We start from the raw sequence: 19,268 nt of genomic DNA, 5'->3' as shown, positions 1-19,268 counted from the left end.
TTCGTGTCGCTTCGCCAACCCCCTGCCGGGGGCAACACCGGTGGCCCGGCGAAGCCGGTTCCACGGTGTTCCTGGCTTCAGTCGGGGGTCACTGTGTGCTGCGCGAGCGCTTCGAGCGCACGCACCAGCGCCGAGTGGTCGAGCTGGCCGTAGCCCAGCGCCGCGCAGGCGTTCATGAGCTGCGCCGCGCCGGCCGTCTGCGGCAGCGACACGCCCAGTGAACGGGCGCTCTGCATCGCGAGGTTCAGGTCCTTCTGGTGCAGCGCGATGCGAAAGCCCGGCGCGAAGGTGCGCTTGATCATGCGTTCGCCGTGCACTTCGAGGATGCGCGAGCTCGCGAAGCCGCCCATCAGCGCCTGGCGCACCTTGGCCGGATCGGCGCCGGCCTTCGAGGCGAACACCAGCGCCTCGCTCACGGCCGCGATATTCAGCGCCACGATGATCTGGTTGGCCACCTTGCAGACCTGGCCGTCGCCGGCGCCGCCCACGAGCGTGACGTTCTTGCCCATCCTGTCGAGCAGCGGCTTCACGCGCTCGAAGGTGCCCTCGTCGCCGCCGCACATGATCGTGAGGCTCGCGGCCTTGGCGCCCACCTCGCCGCCGGAGACCGGTGCGTCGATGTAGCCGGCGCCCAGCGCGGTGATGCGGCGCGCGAAGTCCTTGGTGGCGATCGGGTCGATGGAGCTGCAGTCGACCACGATCTTGCCGCTCGCGCCCTTCAGGCCCGCGGCCACGCCTTCGGCGCCGGGCGCGCCGAAGAGCACCTTCTCCACGTCGGGTGTGTCCGGCACCATGATGAAGACGATGTCCGACTGGCGCGTTACTTCCGCCGCCGAGGCGCAGATGGTGGCCTTCGACACGAAGGGCTCGGGCGTGTTGCCGTGCGTGTTCACGAACAGCTGGTAGCCCGCCTCGAGCAGGTGGCCCGCCATGGGCGCGCCCATGATGCCGAGGCCGATGAATCCGATTTTCTGTTGCTGGGTCGTCATGTCTCTATTTCCTTGTCCGATGTCGTTCATTCATTGCTGCTGCGTGAGCGCCTGGCGCCATCCGAGGCCCTCGACAGTCGTGGCGCGGGGCTTGTATTCGCAGCCGATCCAGCCGTCGTAGCCCAGCGAGTCGATGTGCCTGAAGAGCCATGGGTAGTTGATCTCGCCCGTGCCCGGCTCGCCGCGCCCCGGGTTGTCGGCCAGCTGGATGTGGCCGATGCGCGCCAGGTTCTTCGTGAGCGTGTTGCCCAGCTCGCCTTCCATGCGCTGCGCGTGGTAGATGTCGTATTGCACGCGCAGGTTGTCGGAGCCGACCTCGTCGATCAGCGCCAGCGCCTGGTCGGTGCGCGTGAGGAAGAAGCCCGGAATGTCGAAGGTGTTGATGGGCTCGATCAGCAGGCGCAGGCCCGCCGCCTCCAGTTCGCGCGCGGCGAGGCGCAGGTTGGCGACCACGGTCCTGTGCGCCGCGTCCCTGTCGACGCCAGCGGGCACCTTGCCCACGAGGCAGTTGACCTGCGGGCAGCCCAGCGCGGTGGCGTAATCGATCGCCACGCCGATGCCTTCGGCGAACTCTCCGGTGCGGTCCGGATGGCAGGCGATGCCGCGCTCACCCTTGTCCCAATCGCCGGCGGGCAGGTTGTGGAGCACCTGCTGCAGGCCGTTGGCGCGCAGTGCGGCGGCAAGCTCCTTCTTCTCGAAGGGGTAGGGGAAGAGGTACTCCACAGCCTCGAAGCCGGCCTTGGCGGCGGCCTCGAAGCGTTGCATGAAGGGCAGCTCGGTGAAGAGCATCGTGAGGTTGGCTGCGAACTTGGGCATGTCTTGTCTCTTTCTTGGTCTCAGTCGAGCAGCGCCGCGACTGCGGTGGGCGCATCGGCCGGCGTCTCGGCCAGCGGCTCGAACTCGGTGATGTTGTCGATCTCGGTGCCCATCGCGATGTTGGTCACGCGCTCCAGCATCACCTCGATCACCACCGGCACGCTGAACTCCGACATCAGCGCTTCGGCGCGGCGAATGGCCGGCGCGATCTCTTCCTGGCGGTTCACGCGGATCGCCTTGCAGCCCAGGCCCTCGACCACCTTCATGTGGTCCACGCCGTAGCTGCTCTCGATGCCCGCGTCCGGCGCCGCGTTGATGTTGTCGAACGCGAGCTGCACGCAGTAGTCCATCTCGAAGCCGCGCTGCGCCTGGCGGATCAGGCCGAGGTAGGAGTTGTTGACCACGATGTGGATGTACGGCAGCTTGAACTGCGCGCCCACGGCCAGTTCCTCGATCATGAACTGGAAGTCGTAGTCGCCCGACAGCGCGACGATCTTGCGCGTGGGGTCCGCGGCGCGTACACCCAGCGCCGCGGGAATGGTCCAGCCCAGCGGGCCGGCCTGGCCGCAGTTGATCCAGTGGCGCGGGTTGTACACGTGCAGGAACTGCGCGGCCGCGATCTGCGAAAGCCCGATGGTGCTCACGTAGCAGGTGTCGTTGCCGAAGTTGTTGTTCATGCACTGGTACACGCGCTGCGGCTTCATCGGCACTTCATCGAAGTTCGTCTTGCGCAGCATGGTCTTCTTGCGCTCGATGCATTGCTTGGCCCAGCCGCGGCGATCGGTCAGGCGGCCGGCGGCCTTCATCTCCTCGGCCACCTCGACGAAGAGTTCGAGCGCGGCCTTGGCGTCCGACACGATGCCGAAGTCGGGCGTGAACACGCGGCCGATCTGCGTGGGCTCGATGTCCACGTGCACGAAGGTGCGGCCCTTGGTGTAGACGTCGACGGAGCCGGTGTGGCGGTTGGCCCAGCGGTTGCCGATGCCCAGCACGAAGTCGCTGGCCAGCATCGTGGCGTTGCCGTAGCGATGGCTGGTCTGCAGGCCGCACATGCCGGCCATCAGCGGATGGTTGTCGGGAATGGAGCCCCAGCCCATGAGCGTGGGAATCACCGGCACGCCGGTGGCTTCGGCAAAGCGCACCAGCAGGTCGGACGCGTCGGCGTTGATGATGCCGCCGCCGGCCACGATCAGCGGGCGCTCGGCCGCGTTGAGCATGGCAATGGCCTTCTCGATCTGGGCGCGCGTGGCGGCCGGCTTGTAGGGCTTGAGCGGCTCGTAGCTGTCGATGTCGAACTCGATCTGCGCCATCTGCACGTCGAAGGGCAGGTCGATCAGCACCGGGCCCGGGCGGCCCGAGCGCATCAGGTGGAAGGCCTGCTGGAACACCTGCGGCACCTGGCCCGGCTCGCGCACCGTGACCGACCACTTGGTGACGGGCTTGGAGATCGACTCGATGTCCACCGCCTGGAAGTCTTCCTTGTAGAGCCGGGCGCGTGGCGCCTGGCCGGTGATGCAGAGGATGGGAATCGAATCGGCCCAGGCCGAGTACAGGCCCGTGATCATGTCCGTGCCCGCCGGGCCCGAGGTGCCGATGCAAACGCCGATGTTGCCGGCCACCGCGCGGGTGTAGCCCTCGGCCATGTGCGAGGCGCCTTCCACGTGCCGCGCGAGGATGTGCGCGATGCTGCCGCGCTGGCGCAAGGCCGAGTACATCGGGTTGATCGCCGCGCCGGGCACGCCGAAGGCCTGTGTGACGCCTTCTTTTTCCATCACCAGAACCGCGGCCTGGACCGCTGTCATCTTTGCCATTTGAAGTCTCCTAGAGGTGGTCCCACTGTAGGAAGCAGGGCGGATTCCAAGAAGACGGCTGCGGACCATAAAACCTATTCCGCGCTGGAATAAGTGACTACCATCCCGCCCATGGACAGATTGCTGGCAATGGAAATGTTCGTGCGCGTGGTCGAGACGGGCAGCTTCTCGAAGGCCGCGCGCGAGTTCAACACCACGCAGCCCACGGTGACCAAGCAGATCGCCGCCACCGAGGAGCGGCTGAAGGTGCGCCTGCTCAACCGCAACACGCGCGGCGTGAGCCTCACCGAGCCGGGCGCGCTCTACTACGAGAAGTGCAAGACCATCGTGCGCGAGGCCGAGGAAGCCGACAGCATCGTGCAGCTGCGGCAGAACCAGGCGCAGGGCCTGCTGCGCGTGGGCACCTCGGTGGCCTTCGGGCGGCGCGTGGTGGTGCCGCTGGCGCTCGAGTACATGCGCAGGCACCCGCAGGTGCAGCTCGACCTGAGCTTCGAGGACCGCTACGTCGATCTCATCGCGCAGGGCATCGACGTCGCCATCCGCATGGGCAAGCTGGCCGACTCGTCACTGGGCGCGCGCTACCTGGGCGCCAATCCGTGGGTCATGGTCGCCTCGCCCGCCTACCTGAAGAAGCATGGCACGCCGAAGCGCGCGCAGGACCTGAGCGCGCACGTGGCGCTGATCTACAGCAGCGTGGTGGGCGACGAGTTCTGGCGCATGCACACGCCGCGCGGCGAGCCGGTCACGGTGCCCGTGTCGGGCCGCTTCCGCTCGAACAACCTCTCGGCCGTGCTGGCGGCGGCGCGCGACGGCCTGGGCATCGCGCTCATGCCGCGCTACGTGGCCAGCGACTCGCTGGCGGTCGGCAAGGTGCGAGAGGTGCTCGGCGACCACGCGCTGCCCGAGCAGGAGATCCACGCCGTCTTTCCGTCGCCCAAGCTGGTGCCGGGCAAGGTGTCGGGCTTCGTGGCCTTCCTGCAGGGGCGATTCGACGAAGGCTGGTGGGAGGCCTGACCGCCTGACCTCGTGGGTCAGGCCGGCACGAAGGCCCCGTGCAGCCCCAGCGGCAGGGCGTAGGGCAGCGTGGCCTGGGCTACCGGGCCGGCCGCCAGGTTGTCGGCCGCGAAGCACGACAGCACCGTCTTGCCCTTCCCGAAGTCGAACGCCGTACCGAGCACCCAGCCCGGCTTCGAGCCGTCGGGCACGAAGACGTGTTCTTCCACCATGGCCTGCGCGCCGTAGCTGAAACGCTGGCTGCGGCCGGTCTCGACGTCGGTGCGCGCGATTGCGCCGAAGCCGGGCAGGTCGCGCCGGATCTGCGTGGCGTGCACCACCTGGCGATGCCGCAGGCCGACGCGGCGCGGATCGATGCGCGGGAATTCGGCCTCCTGCGCCAGCGTGGCCTGCGTGGCCCGCTCCGTGGACAGGTTCAGCGTGGCGACTGTCAGGTGCGGTTCGGTGGTCTTCACGCGGCGCGCACGCATCACTTCGCGGTTGCTGACGAACACCGAATCGGCGTTGTCCGAGCGCACGTAGTCGACGTGGATCTGCGTACCGCGAGGCGTGTCTTCCTCCCAGGCGTTGCCGACGTGGAACAGGAAGCCCGCCGGCAGCGCGAGCATCTGGCGGCGCTCCCAGTTCCGCTTGTCGATGACCAGCGCGCGCATGCCCAATTCCGGCCGCCACACGTGCGCATCGAGAAAGCTGGCGCCGGCTTCCTTGCGCTTGCCGTCGTAGACCAGAGGCGGCAGCAGGAATACCAGGTGCCGCTCGGTCACGGCGAAGTCGTGGACCATCGGCATGTCGGCCACAGGCACCACGGCTGCGCGGCGCAGCGCGCCCTCGGGCGCGATTTCGTACAGCGCCAGCAGGCCCTGGCCCGAGCTCACGCCGAAGTTCCACACCGTGCCGTCCGGATCGATCTTGGGATGGGCCGAGAACGGCATGCCCGCGAGATCGGCGCGCCAGGTCTTCACGCCCAGCGTGTCGAGCGTGAGCGCATCGACGCGCGTGGCCGAGCCGCCCTCCCACAGCGCCAGCACCTCGCCGCGCATCGGCAGCACGCTGGTGTTGGCGACGTTGATGCTGTCGGCGGAAGTCGGCGGCTCCACGCCCGGCGGCATGGTGCCGAAGGCCTCGAACAGGCGTCGGCCGGCTTTCGTCTCGGCCACGCGCTTGGGCGTGGCCACGTAGCGGCCCTGGTGCCGCACGTCGGAGCCCTCGATCGCGAAGCGGTGCACCATGCCGTCGCCGTCGAACCAGTGGTGGTAGCGCTCGCCGCCCAGGTCGTGGCCGGCCGGGCCGATGCGGAACAGCGTGCCCGCCACGGCGTCGGGAAAGCGCCCGCGCACCGTGGCGCGGGTGAGCGGGAAGTCGCCCGCGGGCGTGGCGAAGCCGGCCTTCCAGGCGGCACCGGCAGCCTCGAACTGGGTCTGCCAGTCGTCCGTGCCGGCAGCGCGCGCCAGCGGTGCCAGCAGGGGCAGGGCGCCGGCCGAGGCCAGCATGCGCAGGAGTTCGCGTCGTTCCATGGCGTCGTGCTCCTCAGCGCAGGTGGATGACGGTCTGCATGTCCGCGTCGATGGCGATCGCGGCGGCCTCGAAGTCGGGCGCGGCGCGGTTGCCCTTGGCGTCGTTCGAGAAGCCGTAGCGCTCGATGGGCATGCCCATGAGGTTGGTGTCGAGCTTGCCGTTGCCGTTCTCGTCGGCGAATACCCGCAGAGCGTAGCGCCCGGGCGCGAGCCCCGCGAACACCAGGCGGGCCTTGCCGCCCTGCATCGGCGCGGTCTGCGACGCCACGGCCTTGCTGTCGGCGTAGCCGGCGGCGTCCTTGTACAGGGCGACGTAGAGCGTCGCGTCCGCGGCGGGGCCGTCGGCGACGCTCAGGCTCAGGTCGGCGGCGAAAGCGCCGGCGGGCAGGAGGATCGCGGCGGCGCACAGGGCGTGCGCAACCGGGCGGGACATGAATGCGGGAAGTTGCATGGCGGGCCTCGTTGGAAGTTGGAGGCCCGACGATCCCGCAGGCCGGGCACGGTGCCCAGCGCCATGTGACGAAACGCGGGATTGCGCGCGCGAAATGCGCGCGAGCGGGGGGTGGAATGAGGAGCGAGGAACGAAGAGCGGAACGGGGCCGGACGAAGGAACGGGCCGGTACCCCGCCCGGTCGGCCTCAGCTCTTCTTCTTGCCGTTGCTCTCGGCGGCTTCCGCCCCTTCGGCCGCTTCGTGGCCGTTGCCCACGTGCCCCGAATCGGCAAAGAGGCTCCACGCCGCCATGAACAGCGCCGCGATCACCGGCCCGATCACGAAGCCGTTGATGCCGAAGATCGCCATGCCGCCGATGGTCGACATCAGCACGATGTAGTCGGGCATCTGCGTGTCCTTGCCCACCAGCACGGGGCGCAGGATGTTGTCGACCAGGCCGATCACGAACACGCCCACGAAGATCAGCACGCCGCCCTGCCAGAAATGCCCCGTGGCCAGGAAGTAGATGGCCACCGGCCCCCAGATCAGCGCCGCGCCTACGGCCGGCAGCAGCGACAGGAAGGCCATCAGCACCGCCCACAGCAGCGCGCCCTGTACGCCGAGGAACCAGAACGCCAGCCCGCCGAGCGAGCCCTGCGCGATCGCCACCGCCACGTTGCCCTTGACGGTGGCACGGATCACGGTGGTGAACTTGTTGAGCAGATAGTGCGTGTGCGGCTTGGCCAGCGGCACGGCGTCGCGCATCGTCTTCGACAGCGTCGCACCGTCGCGCACCAGGAAGTACAGCAGGTACAGCATCACGAAGAAGCTGACGATGAAGTCGAAGGTGTTCTGGCCGATGGCGAGCGCCTGGCTCGCGATGATCTGGCTGGCCTGCCCGGCGGCGGCCGAGATGCGCGCCTGCCAGGCCGCCATGTCGCCGAGGTTGAAGCGCTCCACCAGGTTGAGCAGCCACTGCGGCGAAGCGTCCAGGATCTGCTGGAAGTAGGCCGCGAAGTTGATCTGCCCGGAGCGGATGTTCTGCGTGACCAGCGCGATCTCCTGCACCAGCGACACGCCCACCATGGCCAGCGGCAGGATCACGATGAACAGGCAGATCGCCAGCGTCGAGAGCGCGGCGGCGTTGGGCTTGCCGCGCATCTTCTTCAGCAGCCACTTGTAGAGCGGCGTGAACAGGATCGCCAGCGCCACGCCCCACAGCACCGCGCCGAAGAACGGCATCAGCACCCAGAGGAAGGCGACGGTCACGACGGCGAGAAGGGCGAGGAACACGCCGCGCTGGAGTTGGGGTGAGTTCATAGGTGTCCCGGACTTTAGCCGAGCGCAGTGCCGGCGCGATCCGGTCACCGGCTGTCTTTCGGCGATTGGTTCACGCAGAGGTCTTTTTTGCGTTACGCATATAGAGATAAATCACGCGCCAAAAGCCATTCGCTTATTTGCACCCGTACCTGCGTCGAATTGCTCTCTAGAATGGTTCGCAAGAAATAAAAGGGAGGTGGGCGTGAAGCTCAATTTGCAAACAATATTCGTATTGAACGAATTGTCACCAGGCGGTTTTTCTTATTTGCCAGCCGTGCTCCAGCAAGGGCCTGGCGCCTTCGGATTTCGACGCCGTCGGGCAGAAGCGCTGCAATTCCGCGAGTTGCGGTAAAGCCTTTTTCTTTCCCCCAATTGATTTTCGCGACAGCACAAACACAGTCAGGGAGACTGGACAATGGGACCAGGCACGCCGCAGCGGCCACCATCGGGCACACCTCAAGGCCAGCCCGCACCGGCATCGACCACCGAACGCGAGCCTCAGACGGCCGTCGCCCCGCTGAACACCATCGCCAAGGAAGACATCGCCGCCGCGAGCAAGGTGGTGGACGAATGGCTGCGGTCCTTCACCGGAGGCTACGTCACGCTCGATCGGCTGACCACGGTGCTGGGCAGCATCCCCATCGTGGGCAACATCATGGCGCTGGTGGATGTGTTCCTGGACGTCATCACCATCATCGAGAAGAAGTCCACCGATGCCGTCACCCGGTTCCTGAACTGGGCCAGCCTGGGCATCAACCTCATCGGCCTGATTCCGGCGCCGCCCACCATGGCGGCGGCGCGCATGAGCCTGCGGCCCACGCTGCACCTGGTCAGGCAGGAGCTCATGCATGGAGCCAGGAATCTCGGCGAGACCATCGTCACCACGCTGGTGGGGCATCTGAACGCATCCATCGTCGGTGAACTGGAGACCTTCATCGACGGGGCCATCGCAAGGCTCTCGGGCATTCTGGAAGACTGCGCGAAGCTCTCCGACAGCATCCTGGACAACCTGATCGGCATCCTGCAGCGCGTGGTCGGCGGGCAAGACCTCTTCACCGTCGCCAAGCCGGGAGCCGCGGAAACCAACGACTACGACCCCAAGACCCAGAGCACGTGGAGCGGCATGTGGCGCCGGGCGGTGAAGTACTCCGAAGGCACGGCCAAGCGGGCCGCCAACTACGCTGCCAGGAAGGCAGCCGGCTACCTGCCCGAGAGCGTCAAGGGCAAGGTCAACGAGGTGATCGAGAGTCTTGGCACCTTGAAGGCCGATTTCCGCAAGCAACTGACGGACCTCGCCAGCCAGGAACTGCAGGGCAGCATCATGTGGCTGCTGCACAAGCTGCTGGCGGCCATTGCGCACAGGAAGAGCCCGCGCGCGGCCATCGTGCCACCCGTTGCCGGCGCCGAGGCAACAAAAAACAGGCCCGACAGCCGGGTCGAGCACATGCGTGTGCAGGCGCCGGTCAACGGCGACCCCGGTTGCAAGAACTGTCCGGTTTCCGGCGCACCGGTTCCCTCGGCAAGCAAGTTCGCCATCAGCCTTGCGACCGGCTGCGAAAGCTTCACCCACGTCGACTTCACGCTGGCTGCGCCGCTGCCCATCGCCTGGGCGCGCACCTACCGCAGCAATCTCGGCGCGTTCGACCAGGGCAGCCTCGGTGCGAGGTGGCTCACGCCCTACAGCACTCGCGTGGATATCGCCACCCCGGCCCAGGGTCCGCGGGCCGGCCAGCTCAGCCTGATCTATCACGGCGCGGACGGCCGCAGCCATGCCTACCCGCTGCTGGCCGTGGGCCAGAGCTACCGCGATGCCATCGAAGAAGCGACGCTCACACGGCTGAGCGAGACGCTGTTGACCGTGGATTTCGGCAAGGCCACGCCGGCGGTTGAGGCGAGCGAGGCCAGCGACTGGCGCGAGGTCTACGAGCTGGTGAATACCGCGGCTCGCAAGGTCGCTGCGCAAGGCAAGCAGCACTTCCGTCTTGTCGCGTTGCATGCCGGCAAGGAAGTCAGCATCGGCTTGCGCTACGACCACGTGATTGCAACCACGGGCGAACAGGTCTTGAGCGACATCATCAGCAAGCAAGGCGATCTCACGATTGCCCATGTGGGCACTCGCCCCGATGCGCGAAGCGGATTGATCGCCAGCCTGTGGGAGATCAAGGGCGGCAAGGTCGTGCGCCAACTCGCCGCCTATGTGCATGACGCCGAAGGCGACCTCGTCTCGGCCCAGGACGAGAACGGCGAAACCTGGAACTACAGCTACAGCCACCACCTCGTGACCCGATACACCGACCGCACGGGCCGGGGCATCAACCTTGAATACGACGGCACTGGCGTCGATGCCAGGGCGGTGCGCGAATGGAGCGATGACGGGAGCTTCGCCCTCAAGCTGGAGTGGGACAGGAACATCCGCCTGACCTATGTGACCGACGCGCTTGGCGGCGAGACCTGGTACTACTACGACATCCTCGGCTACACCTACCGGATCATCCATCCCGACAAGCGCCAGGAATGGTTCTTTCGCGATGAAGCAAAGAACATCACGCGCCATGTCCACACCGACGGCAGCACGGACGACTTCAGCTACGACGGCGACGGCAACCTGCGGACCCACACCCGGGCCGACGGCAGCCAGGTGCACTTCGCGCACGACAAGCGCGGGCGCCTGACGGGCCTGCGCGACGCCGAGGGCGGCGTCTGGAAGCGCGGCTACGACGCCGAGGGCAACCTCGTCGAAGAAATCGATCCGCTGGGGCACAAGACCGAATACGCCTACGACAAGGCTGGCCGGCCGGTGCGCGTTACCGATGCGAAAGGCGGCGTCAAGGCGCTGGCTTACACACAAGCTGGTCAACTCGCCAGCCACACCGACTGCTCGGGCAAGACCACGCGGTGGGAATACGACGAGCAGGGGCGATTGGTCAAAGCGACCGATGCAATGGGCCAGAGCACCCGCTATCGCTACACCAAGGCGAACGAAAAAGGGCAGGGCGCGACTGCGGCGAATGCCAACCGTCCAGGACAGCTCGAAGAAATCACCCTGCCTGACGACACCGGCGAGCATTTCGTGCACGACGCCGAGGGGCGCCTGCTTGCGCACACCGACGCGCTCGGGCGCAGGACGAGCTACGACTACACGCGCTCCGGCCTAGTCTCCGAGCGCACCGACGCGGCAGGGCACACGCTCAAGTATCGCTGGGATCTGCTGGGACGTTTGAGCGAACTGCACAACGAGAACGGCAGCCGGTACGACTTCCGCTATGACCCCGTGGGCCGTTTGCTGGAAGAAGCCGGCTTCGACCGCAAGATCACACGGTACGGCTATGAAGGGTCCACGGGGGTGCTGTCGGAAGTGGTCGAAGGCGGTCACACCACGCTGCTGCAATTCGACCCGATCGGCCGCCTGATCGAGCGCAGCGCCGGCGGTGTTGCCGAGAGCTTTGCCTACGACCGCAACGGCCGGTTGGTCGAAGCCGGCAATAGCGACGCGAAGCTGCAATGGTTCTACGACCCCGCGGGCAACCTGACGCGCGAGCATCAGCACTACGTGGAGAGCGCGCGTACCGCGGTCTGGCAGCATCGCTACGACGAACTCAACCAGCGCATAGCGACCATCCGCCCTGATGGCCATGCGACCCAGTGGCTCACCTACGGCTCCGGCCACGTGCACGGATTGCTCGTCGACGGGCAGGACATCCTGGGCTTCGAGCGCGACGACCTGCATCGCGAGATTGCGCGCGAGCAGGGCAACGGGCTCCTACAGAAACAGAGCTACGACCCGGCCGGCCGATTGCTGGAGCAGCAGATCTCCCAGACCAGGCGCGGCGCGCTGCAATCCACCGGCATCCGCCGCAGCTACCAATACGACAAGGCGGGCCAGTTGATCGCCATCGGCGACAGCCGGCGCGGCAACCTCAGCTACCGCTATGACCCGGTAGGGCGACTGCTCGAAGCCAACAGCCGACTGGGACGGGAGACCTTCGCGTTCGATCCGGCGGGGAACATCGGCGACCCGTCTTCAGACGTGGAAGGCGGTGCGCAGGCTGCGGGCCGCATCACCCACCGCGTCGCCGTTCGCTCAGGCGGTGACGGCCGCAGCATGGCCGGCAAGCTGATGGACAACCTGCTGAAGGACTACGCCGGCACCCACTACAAGTGGGACGAGCGCGGCAACCTGATCGAGCGCAGCCGCAACGGCGAAAAGACGGTATTCACCTGGGACGGCTACAACCGCATGCGCAGCGCCGAAACCTTCGGCGAAACCACGAGCTTCAGCTACGACCCGCTGGGCCGGCGCATCGCCAAGCGCACGCGGCATGCCTGCACCTTGTTTGGCTGGGACGGCGACACGCTGGCGTTCGAGAGCACGCAAAGCATAGAGGGCCAGCAGGAACAGGCATGGCGCGGCGACAGCGTCCACTACATCCACGAACCCGGCTCGTTCGTGCCGCTGGTGCAGATCCGGCAGGCACAGGCAGTCGTGTTGAGCCAGACGACGGATGTGAAGGCGCTGATGGCCGACAACGGCGGACGCTACGACATCGAGCTGGACCCGCTATGGAATGGGGAACAGAGCCGAGCGCCTGCGCCGTTCGCCAAGGAAGAGATCGGCTTCTACCAGTGCGACCATCTGGGCACGCCGCAGGAGCTGACGGATCATGAGGGGCGTGTGGCTTGGTCGGCGAGCTACAAGGCTTGGGGGGAGGCGAAGCAGGCGATCAGTGAGGCGGGACGACGGGCTGGCTTCCGAAACTCAATCCGCCTTCAAGGCCAGTACTGGGACGAAGAGACGGGGCTGCACTACAACCGTTACCGCTACTACGACCCCTTCAGCGGCAGGTACGTAAGTCGAGATCCGATTGGGCTGGATGGCGGGAATAATATTTACCAATATGCGCCGAACCCCTGTCAATGGGTGGATCCGCTCGGCCTAGCCAGAAATGATCAGAAAAAACAAAAACCATGTCAAAGCAAGAAAAATTCTACTGAACCGAAGTTGCCTGAAAAAGTCATTGCACAAGATGGCGCGCTACGTTTGGAGCATTACGTTCGAAGCGGCGATCATGCGCCCGCTCATTTTCATTTGAGAGGTGAGGGAGGTTTGAATATCCAGATTGGACAAAATGGAAAGCCAATTAATCGATCCGAAGAGTTGACCGCTGTGCAGCGGGATTTTATTCAAAACAATAAACCTAAATTAAGATCGTCTGTTGATAAGATCCAGCGATGGCATCGATATGGAAATTTGCCTGAGGAATGTGAATGACTGATATTAAGGAAGTTTGGGTTTTTAATGGGGTTAATGCGAAATTCCCTTCGGCAGTATTCGCGATCAAGGAGGATGCTTTGGATTGGATAAAAAAGCATCAATTAACTGGAGTTTTAACTAAGTATCCACTGGGTGTTTCGGCTTATGATTGGGCGATTGAAAGTGGTAATTTCAAAATCAAGTCGGAGAGGGATTCAACGCCGGAGTTCATAGGGAAATTCTCGAGTGCAGCGCAAGAACATATGCATTTCGAAGATGGAAATTTTGATTGATTTCTCGCGCCAAATGCGCGAGTGTGTTGACCGCTTGGTTTGGCCGGCAGCCGGTTAATCAGTCTAGAGAGAATCCTGCAGAGCATAAATTCTCGGGAAGGCTTGGATTGTTCGTGCTAGGTGCAGAGGAAGCAGGCTCAGGCAGTCGTGTTGAGCCAGACGACGGATGTGAAGGCACTGATGGCCGACAACGGCGGACGCTACGACATCGAACTGGACCCGCTATGGAATGGGGAACAGAGCCGAGCGCCTGTGCCATTCGCGAAGGAAGAGATCGGCTTCTACCAGTGCGACCATCTGGGCACGCCGCAGGAGCTGACGGATCATGAGGGGCGTGTGGCTTGGTCGGCGAGCTACAAGGCCTGGGGAGAAGCGCGGCAAGCGATCAGTGAGGCGGGGAGGAAAGCGGGGTTCCGGAATCCGATCCGGTTCCAGGGGCAGTATTGGGATGAAGAGACGGGGCTGCATTACAACCGGTATCGGTACTTCGATCCGCATGGTGGACGGTTCGCCTCAAATGACCCTATTGGTCTGGCAGGGGGGACAAACCTCCATCTGTTTGCGCCAAATCCTGTGCAATGGGTTGACCCATTTGGGTTGACCTGCCACCCCACCAGGCGTGCTAGTTTGAGGGAGATCCGCAGGCAGCTTGGCATTCCGATGTCTCAGCAACCTATAAAACAAAAAATGATTCCGCTGACCGACTCAGCAGGTGGTTGGATTTTGGGAGGCGACAAGAAACCAGTTATGACCCGAGAGCTAACTTATCAGGTCAATGGAAAAAACATTGTTATTCAAGATCATTCTGCTGGGCACTACTACGGCGAAGATGGAGTTGGCGATCAACCCTCGCATCACAATGTTCGCCCTGAGGAAAACACCCGGACCGGGAAGGTTGCCATGATGGATGATCATTATTATTTTAATTGCCGGAATAAAAAATGATTTCTCCCCAAAAGATACTAAATCCGCAGGCACTAATTTCCCTTTATGGGGAGTTCCCCTCTTTGATCGGCTCTGAGATAACTGAGTTTGCGCTAAAGCGCGACGAACCCAATGCTTTAATAAAAATTATGACGGAAGGCAAGCCAAAATATGCGCCGGTCAGATGGCCTGAAGATTACGATGTGGTTTATTTGGGGCTGTCTTTTATTGGAATTAAGAAAATGGCCGCGAGCAATTGGGGGCGCGCAAACGTCGTGGATCAATTTGAATTGGAAGAGGTGGGTGGCCTGATGGCGGTGCGGGTATCTTGTGAAAATGGATTATCGATTTCCTTCGATTGCGACTGGATTTCGATTGACAGCGTTGTTCCCGGAAGCATCGGAAGTCCGTAGCGGCACCACGTCGGGTCGTATCGGAAAATGATAGGGCTAACGAAGGTGATCGGGTTTACGTAACGTGGGTTGGTGAGCCACAAGACTTGAACTGAGGCGAGGCAATTACTAGCTAGGCGAGCAGGAAAACGAGGTGTCGGAATTCGATTCAATCTCCAGCACTACGCGCCGAATCCGCTCGAATGGATTAGGAAATTCCGGTTTCAATGTTATCTCTGTCTCAACAGAAAAATTTCCAAATCATGCACGAATCGCACATCCAAATGGGATTGAATGATTTAACGATGGAAATCTTCGGCATCTTTCTGTCGCACTTGGGATTCAAACATCATGTCCTCTAAAGAAATGATCTTCGATCTCCTGGATTCTAGTCTCGCAAACTTGGGGATGGTGTCGATTAACTCCTTGAAGAATGAAATATATAGAGGAAAATTTTCACCAAGCAGGCGGTTTGAAGAATATAAGGCTATATTCTTGGAGTATGAAGTGCTTGTTGAATCTCAGCAATTTTCTGCGGTTGATGAGATGGAGTCGAATATTGCAAGTATGAAATTCTTTGTGGTTTCTGGGAGTCATGAAGATGCAGCGCGTGCGGTTTTCGATCTTCAAATTATGAAGGGTGATATTTCTTTTAAAATGGCGTCGCCGAGTTAAGGTTTGAGTGTTAATTTCAATTCCGATTGGTAATGAATGCGGTTGAAAATTTAATTTTCTGGCAATGCCATTTTCTTGAAATTCGACCTTGATGGAAAAGAAAATTTTCCCTCGCTACATCCGTGAACTGGACTACTTTCTTCTGGCCATGAGTGATGATGATCTAGATGAGTTTCACATCAACGAAGAGAGCTGTCGTGCCAGACTCTTTGATTCAATGAAAGCAGACTTTGACCGTTTCGGCCCGGTGAGCAAGCAGAGGGTGCTGGAAGCCATCGAGTTCATCTTGTCGTCCGGCCAATTCGAACAGTTCTGGGGTTACGTGGTCCCACAATCAGTACCCTTGGACGAAGTCGAAGATAAGCCCGGCTACCTTCGTGCCCTGTACGAGAGGCTGTCGGGCCACGCGCCGCCGATTTGCGACTTCGGCCCTGATGTGGAGTTGGTTTCCACCATCAGCCCACCCGGCATCGACATACGCGAGTAGCACGGCTAAGAGACTTGGCTTTGCAGTTGAGCTTGTCGATGCCATCGGACCGCATGGCATCGACGTCAGGCAATAGAAATCCAAAGTGCAAATTCACTGGGGGCGAACTCCAGGCCTTCCCCATCGCGCTAATCGCTTTGGCGGACCTATGTCCGATCACCGTTCCTGGGAAGTGACGATGCGCGAGAGGCGCATTGCATGGCGCAAGCCATGGACCAATGGAATCCGGCGTCACTGCCGGCCGCACTAGCGTTGCGACGGCACAAGCCCCCGAGACCCTCAGCGCCGCGCGCGCGGCAGCGCCACAGGCGCCAGCGTGGCCTTGAGCCTGCTCGGCGCATCCGGCTCCGCCGCAGCATCGACTTCCAGCGCGAGCTCGACATTGCCGATGTGCTCCAGCATCAGCCGCCGCGCCCCGGCCGTATCCCCAGCCTCCAGCGCCGCCACGATCGCGCCATGCTCCGCACAAGACTGCCCGGCCTCGTGCTTCGACTGGTAAAGCGTGGCCGCCAGCGTGGTGCGAGCCGTGAGGTCGCGCAGCACGTCGACGAGCAGTTGGTGCCCCATCTGCTCGGCCAGGCAGACGTGGAAGTCGGCCAGCAGGAAGGCGCGCGTCGCTGCGTCGGCGCCCTCGATGGCGCGCTGTTCGTCGGCGATGTGGTCGCGCAGCTTGCGGATCACCTTCGCGAGCGGCCGGCCTTCGCTGGCCTCCAGGATGCCGGCTTCGACGATGCGTCGTGCCGAGAAGGCGTCGCGTGCCTCTTCGGCCGAAGGCTCCACCACGTACCAGCCGCGGCGCGACTGCACTTCGACAAAACCGCGCGCCTGCAGCTGCATCAGCGCCTCGCGCACCATCGTGCGGCTCACCGAGAAGTTCTCTGCCAGCGCCTGCTCGCCGAGCCGTTCGCCCGGCGCGAGCTTCTGCGCGAGGATGGCCTCGACGACGCGTTCGGCGATGACGGTGGGGCTGACGTCGGCAGGCATGTTTTTTCTCTTCTGTTCCCTGTTCAGTGGGCGCGCGATGCGGAGGCGGTGGCGGTGGCCGTGGTGCTCACCACGCCGTCGCCCTCAGCCTCGGCCAGCGGCTCGTCGTCGGGCGAGTAGGTGCCGTCGAGCACTGCATGGGCGCGTTCGCGGTCGATGTCGCCTTCCCATGCGGCGATGGCCACGGTCGCCACGCAGTTGCCGATCAGGTTGCCCAGCGCGCGGGCGATGCCCATGAACCAGTCGACCGACAGCACCAGCACCAGCCCGATGGCGGGAATCGCCGGAATGGCGTGCAGCGTGGCCGCCAGCACCACGATGGCCGAGCCCGGCACGCCGTGCGCGCCCTTGGAGGTGACCAGCGCGATCGCCAGGATCGTCAGCAGGTCGGCCATCGAGATCGGCGTGTTGGTGGCCTGCGCGATGAACACGGCCGCCAGGGTGATGTAGATCGAGAACGCGTCGAGGTTGAACGAGTAGCCCGTGGGAATCACCAGGCCCACCGTCGAATCGCGGATGCCCATGCGGCGCAGCTTGGCCATGACCTGCGGCAGCACGCTGTCGGAAGAGGTGGTGGCGAAGACGATGGTGAGCTCCTCGCGCAGGTAGCGCAGCAGCTTGATCAGGCTGAAGCCCGACATGCGCATCACCACCCCCAGCACCACGAACACGAAGACCATCACCGCGCCGTAGAAGAGCGCCACCAGCATGCCCAGTTGCTTGAGCGAGCCGATGCCGTACTGGCCCACCGTGAACGCAATCGCGCCCAGCACGCCCAGCGGCGCCAGCTTGATGATGATGCCCATGATCTTGAAGAGCACCAGCGAGAGCGCGTCCACCACCACGGCCACCGGCTTGCCGCGCTCGCCCAGCAGCGTGAGCGCGCAGCCGAAAAGCACCGCGAACAGCAGCACCTGCAGCACGTCGCCGGTGGCGAAGGCGTTCACCACCGTGGTCGGGATCAGCTTCATCAGGAACTCGACCGTGCCGCCGCTCGTGAGCTTGTCGGCGTTCGAGGCATAGGCGCTCATCGCGGCCGGGTCGAGCTTCGACGGATCGACGTTCATGCCGGCGCCGGGCTGGAACACGAAGGCCAGCACCAGGCCCATGGCGAGCGCGATGGTGGTCAGCACCTCGAAGTAGATGAGCGACTTCACGCCCACCCGGCCCACGCGCTTCAGGTCTCCCGCGCCGGCGATGCCGTGCACCACCACGCAGAAGACCAGCACCGGGATGATCATCTTGATCAGCTTGATGAAACCGTCACCGAGCGGCTTGAGCTTGACGGCGTACTCGGGCGCAAGAAGCCCCGCGAGCACGCCGAGCACCAGCGCGATGACCACCTGACCGAACAGCGATTTGGCGAAGCGGGGCATGGAGTCTCCTGTCTGTCTATCTGTCGTGCTTGGGTTTGCATGCAAGCAATGCCATCTCTTGCATGCAAGAAATGTAGGCAAGGCGAACAGGGAGGCGTCAGAGGGTATTCCCGGGCGTGGGCCGGGGGACGGCGGCGCGGGGCCGCCTTGAGGGGGATTGGTATCTGGTGCCGGAGCGAAGCCCCGCAGGACTCAGCCCGGGATGTTCGGCTCGACCAGTTGGGCCAGCGAGACCAGCGACTCCTGCCAGCCCAGGTAGCACATCTCGGCGGGAATCACGGCGGGAATGCCTTCCTGCACGATCGAGACGTCCGTGCCGCAGGACACCGCCGCCAGGCTCACGGTCGTCTTCATGGTGCCCGGAAGGTTAGGGTCGTCGAAGCTCGCGTCGTAGGCGATGCGGCTGTGTGGAACGAGTTCCAGGTACTTGCCGCCGAACGAGTGGCCGTGGCCGGTGCCGAAGTTGGTGAAGGACATGCGCCAGGCGCCGCCCGCCACCGGCTCCATCGCGTGGACCTTGCCGGTGTAGCCGAACGGGGGCAGCCAGCGTTCGAAGGCGCCGGGCTGGGTGAATGCGCGATAGATGCGCTCCGGCGGGGCGCGCAGGACGCGGTGCAGGCGGACGGTATTGGTGTGGGTGTTGGTAGCCATGGTTGATTACTCCTGAAGAACCGAGGATGACCCTCAGCAGCACGTCGGGCGAGCGTGAGGAGAATCGACACGCCGCGAGATAGGTGAAAACCCTTGTCTGCACGCGCTGCGCTTCATGCGCCCGCGGCTCCTTGCTCAACCCGCGCCCGTGGGCCGGCGCCTCGCGCGGCCGGCCCGCGCGATGGGTACGTAGTTCCCCTCACGCCTTCGTCAGACAGCGATCAGCTAGCCCCAAGAGCATCGCATCGTCCGGATTCCCATCCGGATGGAGACGGAACCGGGCGGATTCACTCGCTCCGGTGGCATTCAACTACCCAGTACATCGGGAACGTATGAGAAA

General features: G+C 63.7%; 16 protein-coding genes. 7 read left to right on the top strand and 9 right to left on the bottom strand.

Features of this window, described 5'->3' with window-relative positions:
* Nucleotides 1-77: 77 nt before the first annotated feature.
* From ACHMXA_RS25675 to gcl, 3 genes are read right to left on the bottom strand one after another with little or no spacing between them, the layout of a single operon-like run.
* The gene (locus tag ACHMXA_RS25675) at nucleotides 78-989 is read right to left on the bottom strand and encodes a 2-hydroxy-3-oxopropionate reductase (RefSeq protein WP_395316838.1); all 912 of its coding nucleotides are present in this window, start codon (nucleotides 987-989) and stop codon (nucleotides 78-80) included.
* A 30-nt stretch (nucleotides 990-1,019) separates the two neighbouring features.
* A complete protein-coding gene (gene hyi / locus ACHMXA_RS25670) occupies nucleotides 1,020-1,805 on the bottom strand; it encodes a hydroxypyruvate isomerase (protein ID WP_395316837.1) in 786 nt (261 codons plus the stop codon).
* 20 nt (nucleotides 1,806-1,825) lie between these two features.
* The gene (gcl, locus tag ACHMXA_RS25665; RefSeq protein ID WP_395316836.1) at nucleotides 1,826-3,616 is read right to left on the bottom strand and encodes a glyoxylate carboligase; all 1,791 of its coding nucleotides are present in this window, start codon (nucleotides 3,614-3,616) and stop codon (nucleotides 1,826-1,828) included.
* Between the two features lie 111 nt (nucleotides 3,617-3,727).
* On the opposite strand from gcl, the gene ACHMXA_RS25660 reads away from it, so the two are divergent.
* Nucleotides 3,728-4,630 carry a LysR substrate-binding domain-containing protein gene (locus tag ACHMXA_RS25660; RefSeq protein ID WP_395316835.1) on the top strand — a complete coding sequence of 301 codons (903 nt, stop codon included), beginning with the start codon at nucleotides 3,728-3,730 and terminating at the stop codon, nucleotides 4,628-4,630.
* Between the two features lie 17 nt (nucleotides 4,631-4,647).
* Here the strand turns inward: ACHMXA_RS25660 and ACHMXA_RS25655 are convergent, their stop codons facing one another.
* From ACHMXA_RS25655 to ACHMXA_RS25645, 3 genes are all read right to left on the bottom strand, one after another.
* On the bottom strand, nucleotides 4,648-6,144 hold the full coding sequence (locus ACHMXA_RS25655; RefSeq protein ID WP_395316834.1) for a carotenoid oxygenase family protein: 1,497 nt from the start codon (nucleotides 6,142-6,144) through the stop codon (nucleotides 4,648-4,650).
* A gap of 13 nt (nucleotides 6,145-6,157) precedes the next feature.
* On the bottom strand, nucleotides 6,158-6,595 hold the full coding sequence (locus ACHMXA_RS25650; protein WP_395316833.1) for a DUF2141 domain-containing protein: 438 nt from the start codon (nucleotides 6,593-6,595) through the stop codon (nucleotides 6,158-6,160).
* A gap of 187 nt (nucleotides 6,596-6,782) precedes the next feature.
* Complete coding sequence (locus tag ACHMXA_RS25645; protein ID WP_395316832.1) at nucleotides 6,783-7,895, bottom strand: AI-2E family transporter; 1,113 nt, start codon at nucleotides 7,893-7,895, stop codon at nucleotides 6,783-6,785.
* Nucleotides 7,896-8,310: 415 nt separating this feature from the next.
* Between ACHMXA_RS25645 and ACHMXA_RS25640 the strand changes: the two genes are divergently transcribed.
* From ACHMXA_RS25640 to ACHMXA_RS25615, 6 genes are all read left to right on the top strand, one after another.
* Nucleotides 8,311-13,164: an RHS repeat-associated core domain-containing protein gene (locus ACHMXA_RS25640; protein WP_395316831.1), complete on the top strand. Its 4,854-nt coding sequence runs from the start codon at nucleotides 8,311-8,313 to the stop codon at nucleotides 13,162-13,164.
* Nucleotides 13,161-13,439 (top strand): hypothetical protein, encoded by a 279-nt coding sequence (locus ACHMXA_RS25635; RefSeq protein ID WP_395316830.1) that lies wholly within the window; start codon nucleotides 13,161-13,163, stop codon nucleotides 13,437-13,439. Before ACHMXA_RS25640 ends, ACHMXA_RS25635 begins: the two co-directional genes overlap by 4 nt.
* A gap of 150 nt (nucleotides 13,440-13,589) precedes the next feature.
* A complete protein-coding gene (locus ACHMXA_RS25630; protein ID WP_395316829.1) occupies nucleotides 13,590-14,384 on the top strand; it encodes an RHS repeat-associated core domain-containing protein in 795 nt (264 codons plus the stop codon).
* Nucleotides 14,381-14,776, top strand: coding sequence for an immunity 50 family protein (locus ACHMXA_RS25625; RefSeq protein ID WP_395316828.1), 396 nt, complete (start codon nucleotides 14,381-14,383; stop codon nucleotides 14,774-14,776). Before ACHMXA_RS25630 ends, ACHMXA_RS25625 begins: the two co-directional genes overlap by 4 nt.
* A gap of 330 nt (nucleotides 14,777-15,106) precedes the next feature.
* Entirely contained in the window at nucleotides 15,107-15,430 is a 324-nt protein-coding gene (locus ACHMXA_RS25620) for a hypothetical protein (RefSeq protein ID WP_395316827.1), read from the top strand.
* Between the two features lie 91 nt (nucleotides 15,431-15,521).
* Nucleotides 15,522-15,917 carry a hypothetical protein gene (locus ACHMXA_RS25615; RefSeq protein ID WP_395316826.1) on the top strand — a complete coding sequence of 132 codons (396 nt, stop codon included), beginning with the start codon at nucleotides 15,522-15,524 and terminating at the stop codon, nucleotides 15,915-15,917.
* A 279-nt stretch (nucleotides 15,918-16,196) separates the two neighbouring features.
* On the opposite strand, the gene ACHMXA_RS25610 is transcribed toward ACHMXA_RS25615, so the two are convergent.
* The 3 genes from ACHMXA_RS25610 to ACHMXA_RS25600 form a co-directional block, all read right to left on the bottom strand.
* Nucleotides 16,197-16,901 (bottom strand): GntR family transcriptional regulator, encoded by a 705-nt coding sequence (locus tag ACHMXA_RS25610; RefSeq protein WP_395316825.1) that lies wholly within the window; start codon nucleotides 16,899-16,901, stop codon nucleotides 16,197-16,199.
* 23 nt (nucleotides 16,902-16,924) lie between these two features.
* A complete protein-coding gene (locus ACHMXA_RS25605) occupies nucleotides 16,925-18,277 on the bottom strand; it encodes a C4-dicarboxylate transporter DctA (RefSeq protein WP_395316824.1) in 1,353 nt (450 codons plus the stop codon).
* A gap of 192 nt (nucleotides 18,278-18,469) precedes the next feature.
* Nucleotides 18,470-18,928 (bottom strand): SRPBCC family protein, encoded by a 459-nt coding sequence (locus ACHMXA_RS25600; RefSeq protein ID WP_395316823.1) that lies wholly within the window; start codon nucleotides 18,926-18,928, stop codon nucleotides 18,470-18,472.
* Between the last annotated feature and the right edge of the window lie 340 nt (nucleotides 18,929-19,268).

The sequence above is a fragment of the Variovorax sp. UC74_104 genome, from assembly GCF_044055375.1.
Classification (GTDB): domain Bacteria; phylum Pseudomonadota; class Gammaproteobacteria; order Burkholderiales; family Burkholderiaceae_C; genus Variovorax.
The sequence above is the reverse complement of the archived record's forward strand: the minus strand, read 5'-3'. Positions and strand labels throughout refer to the sequence as shown.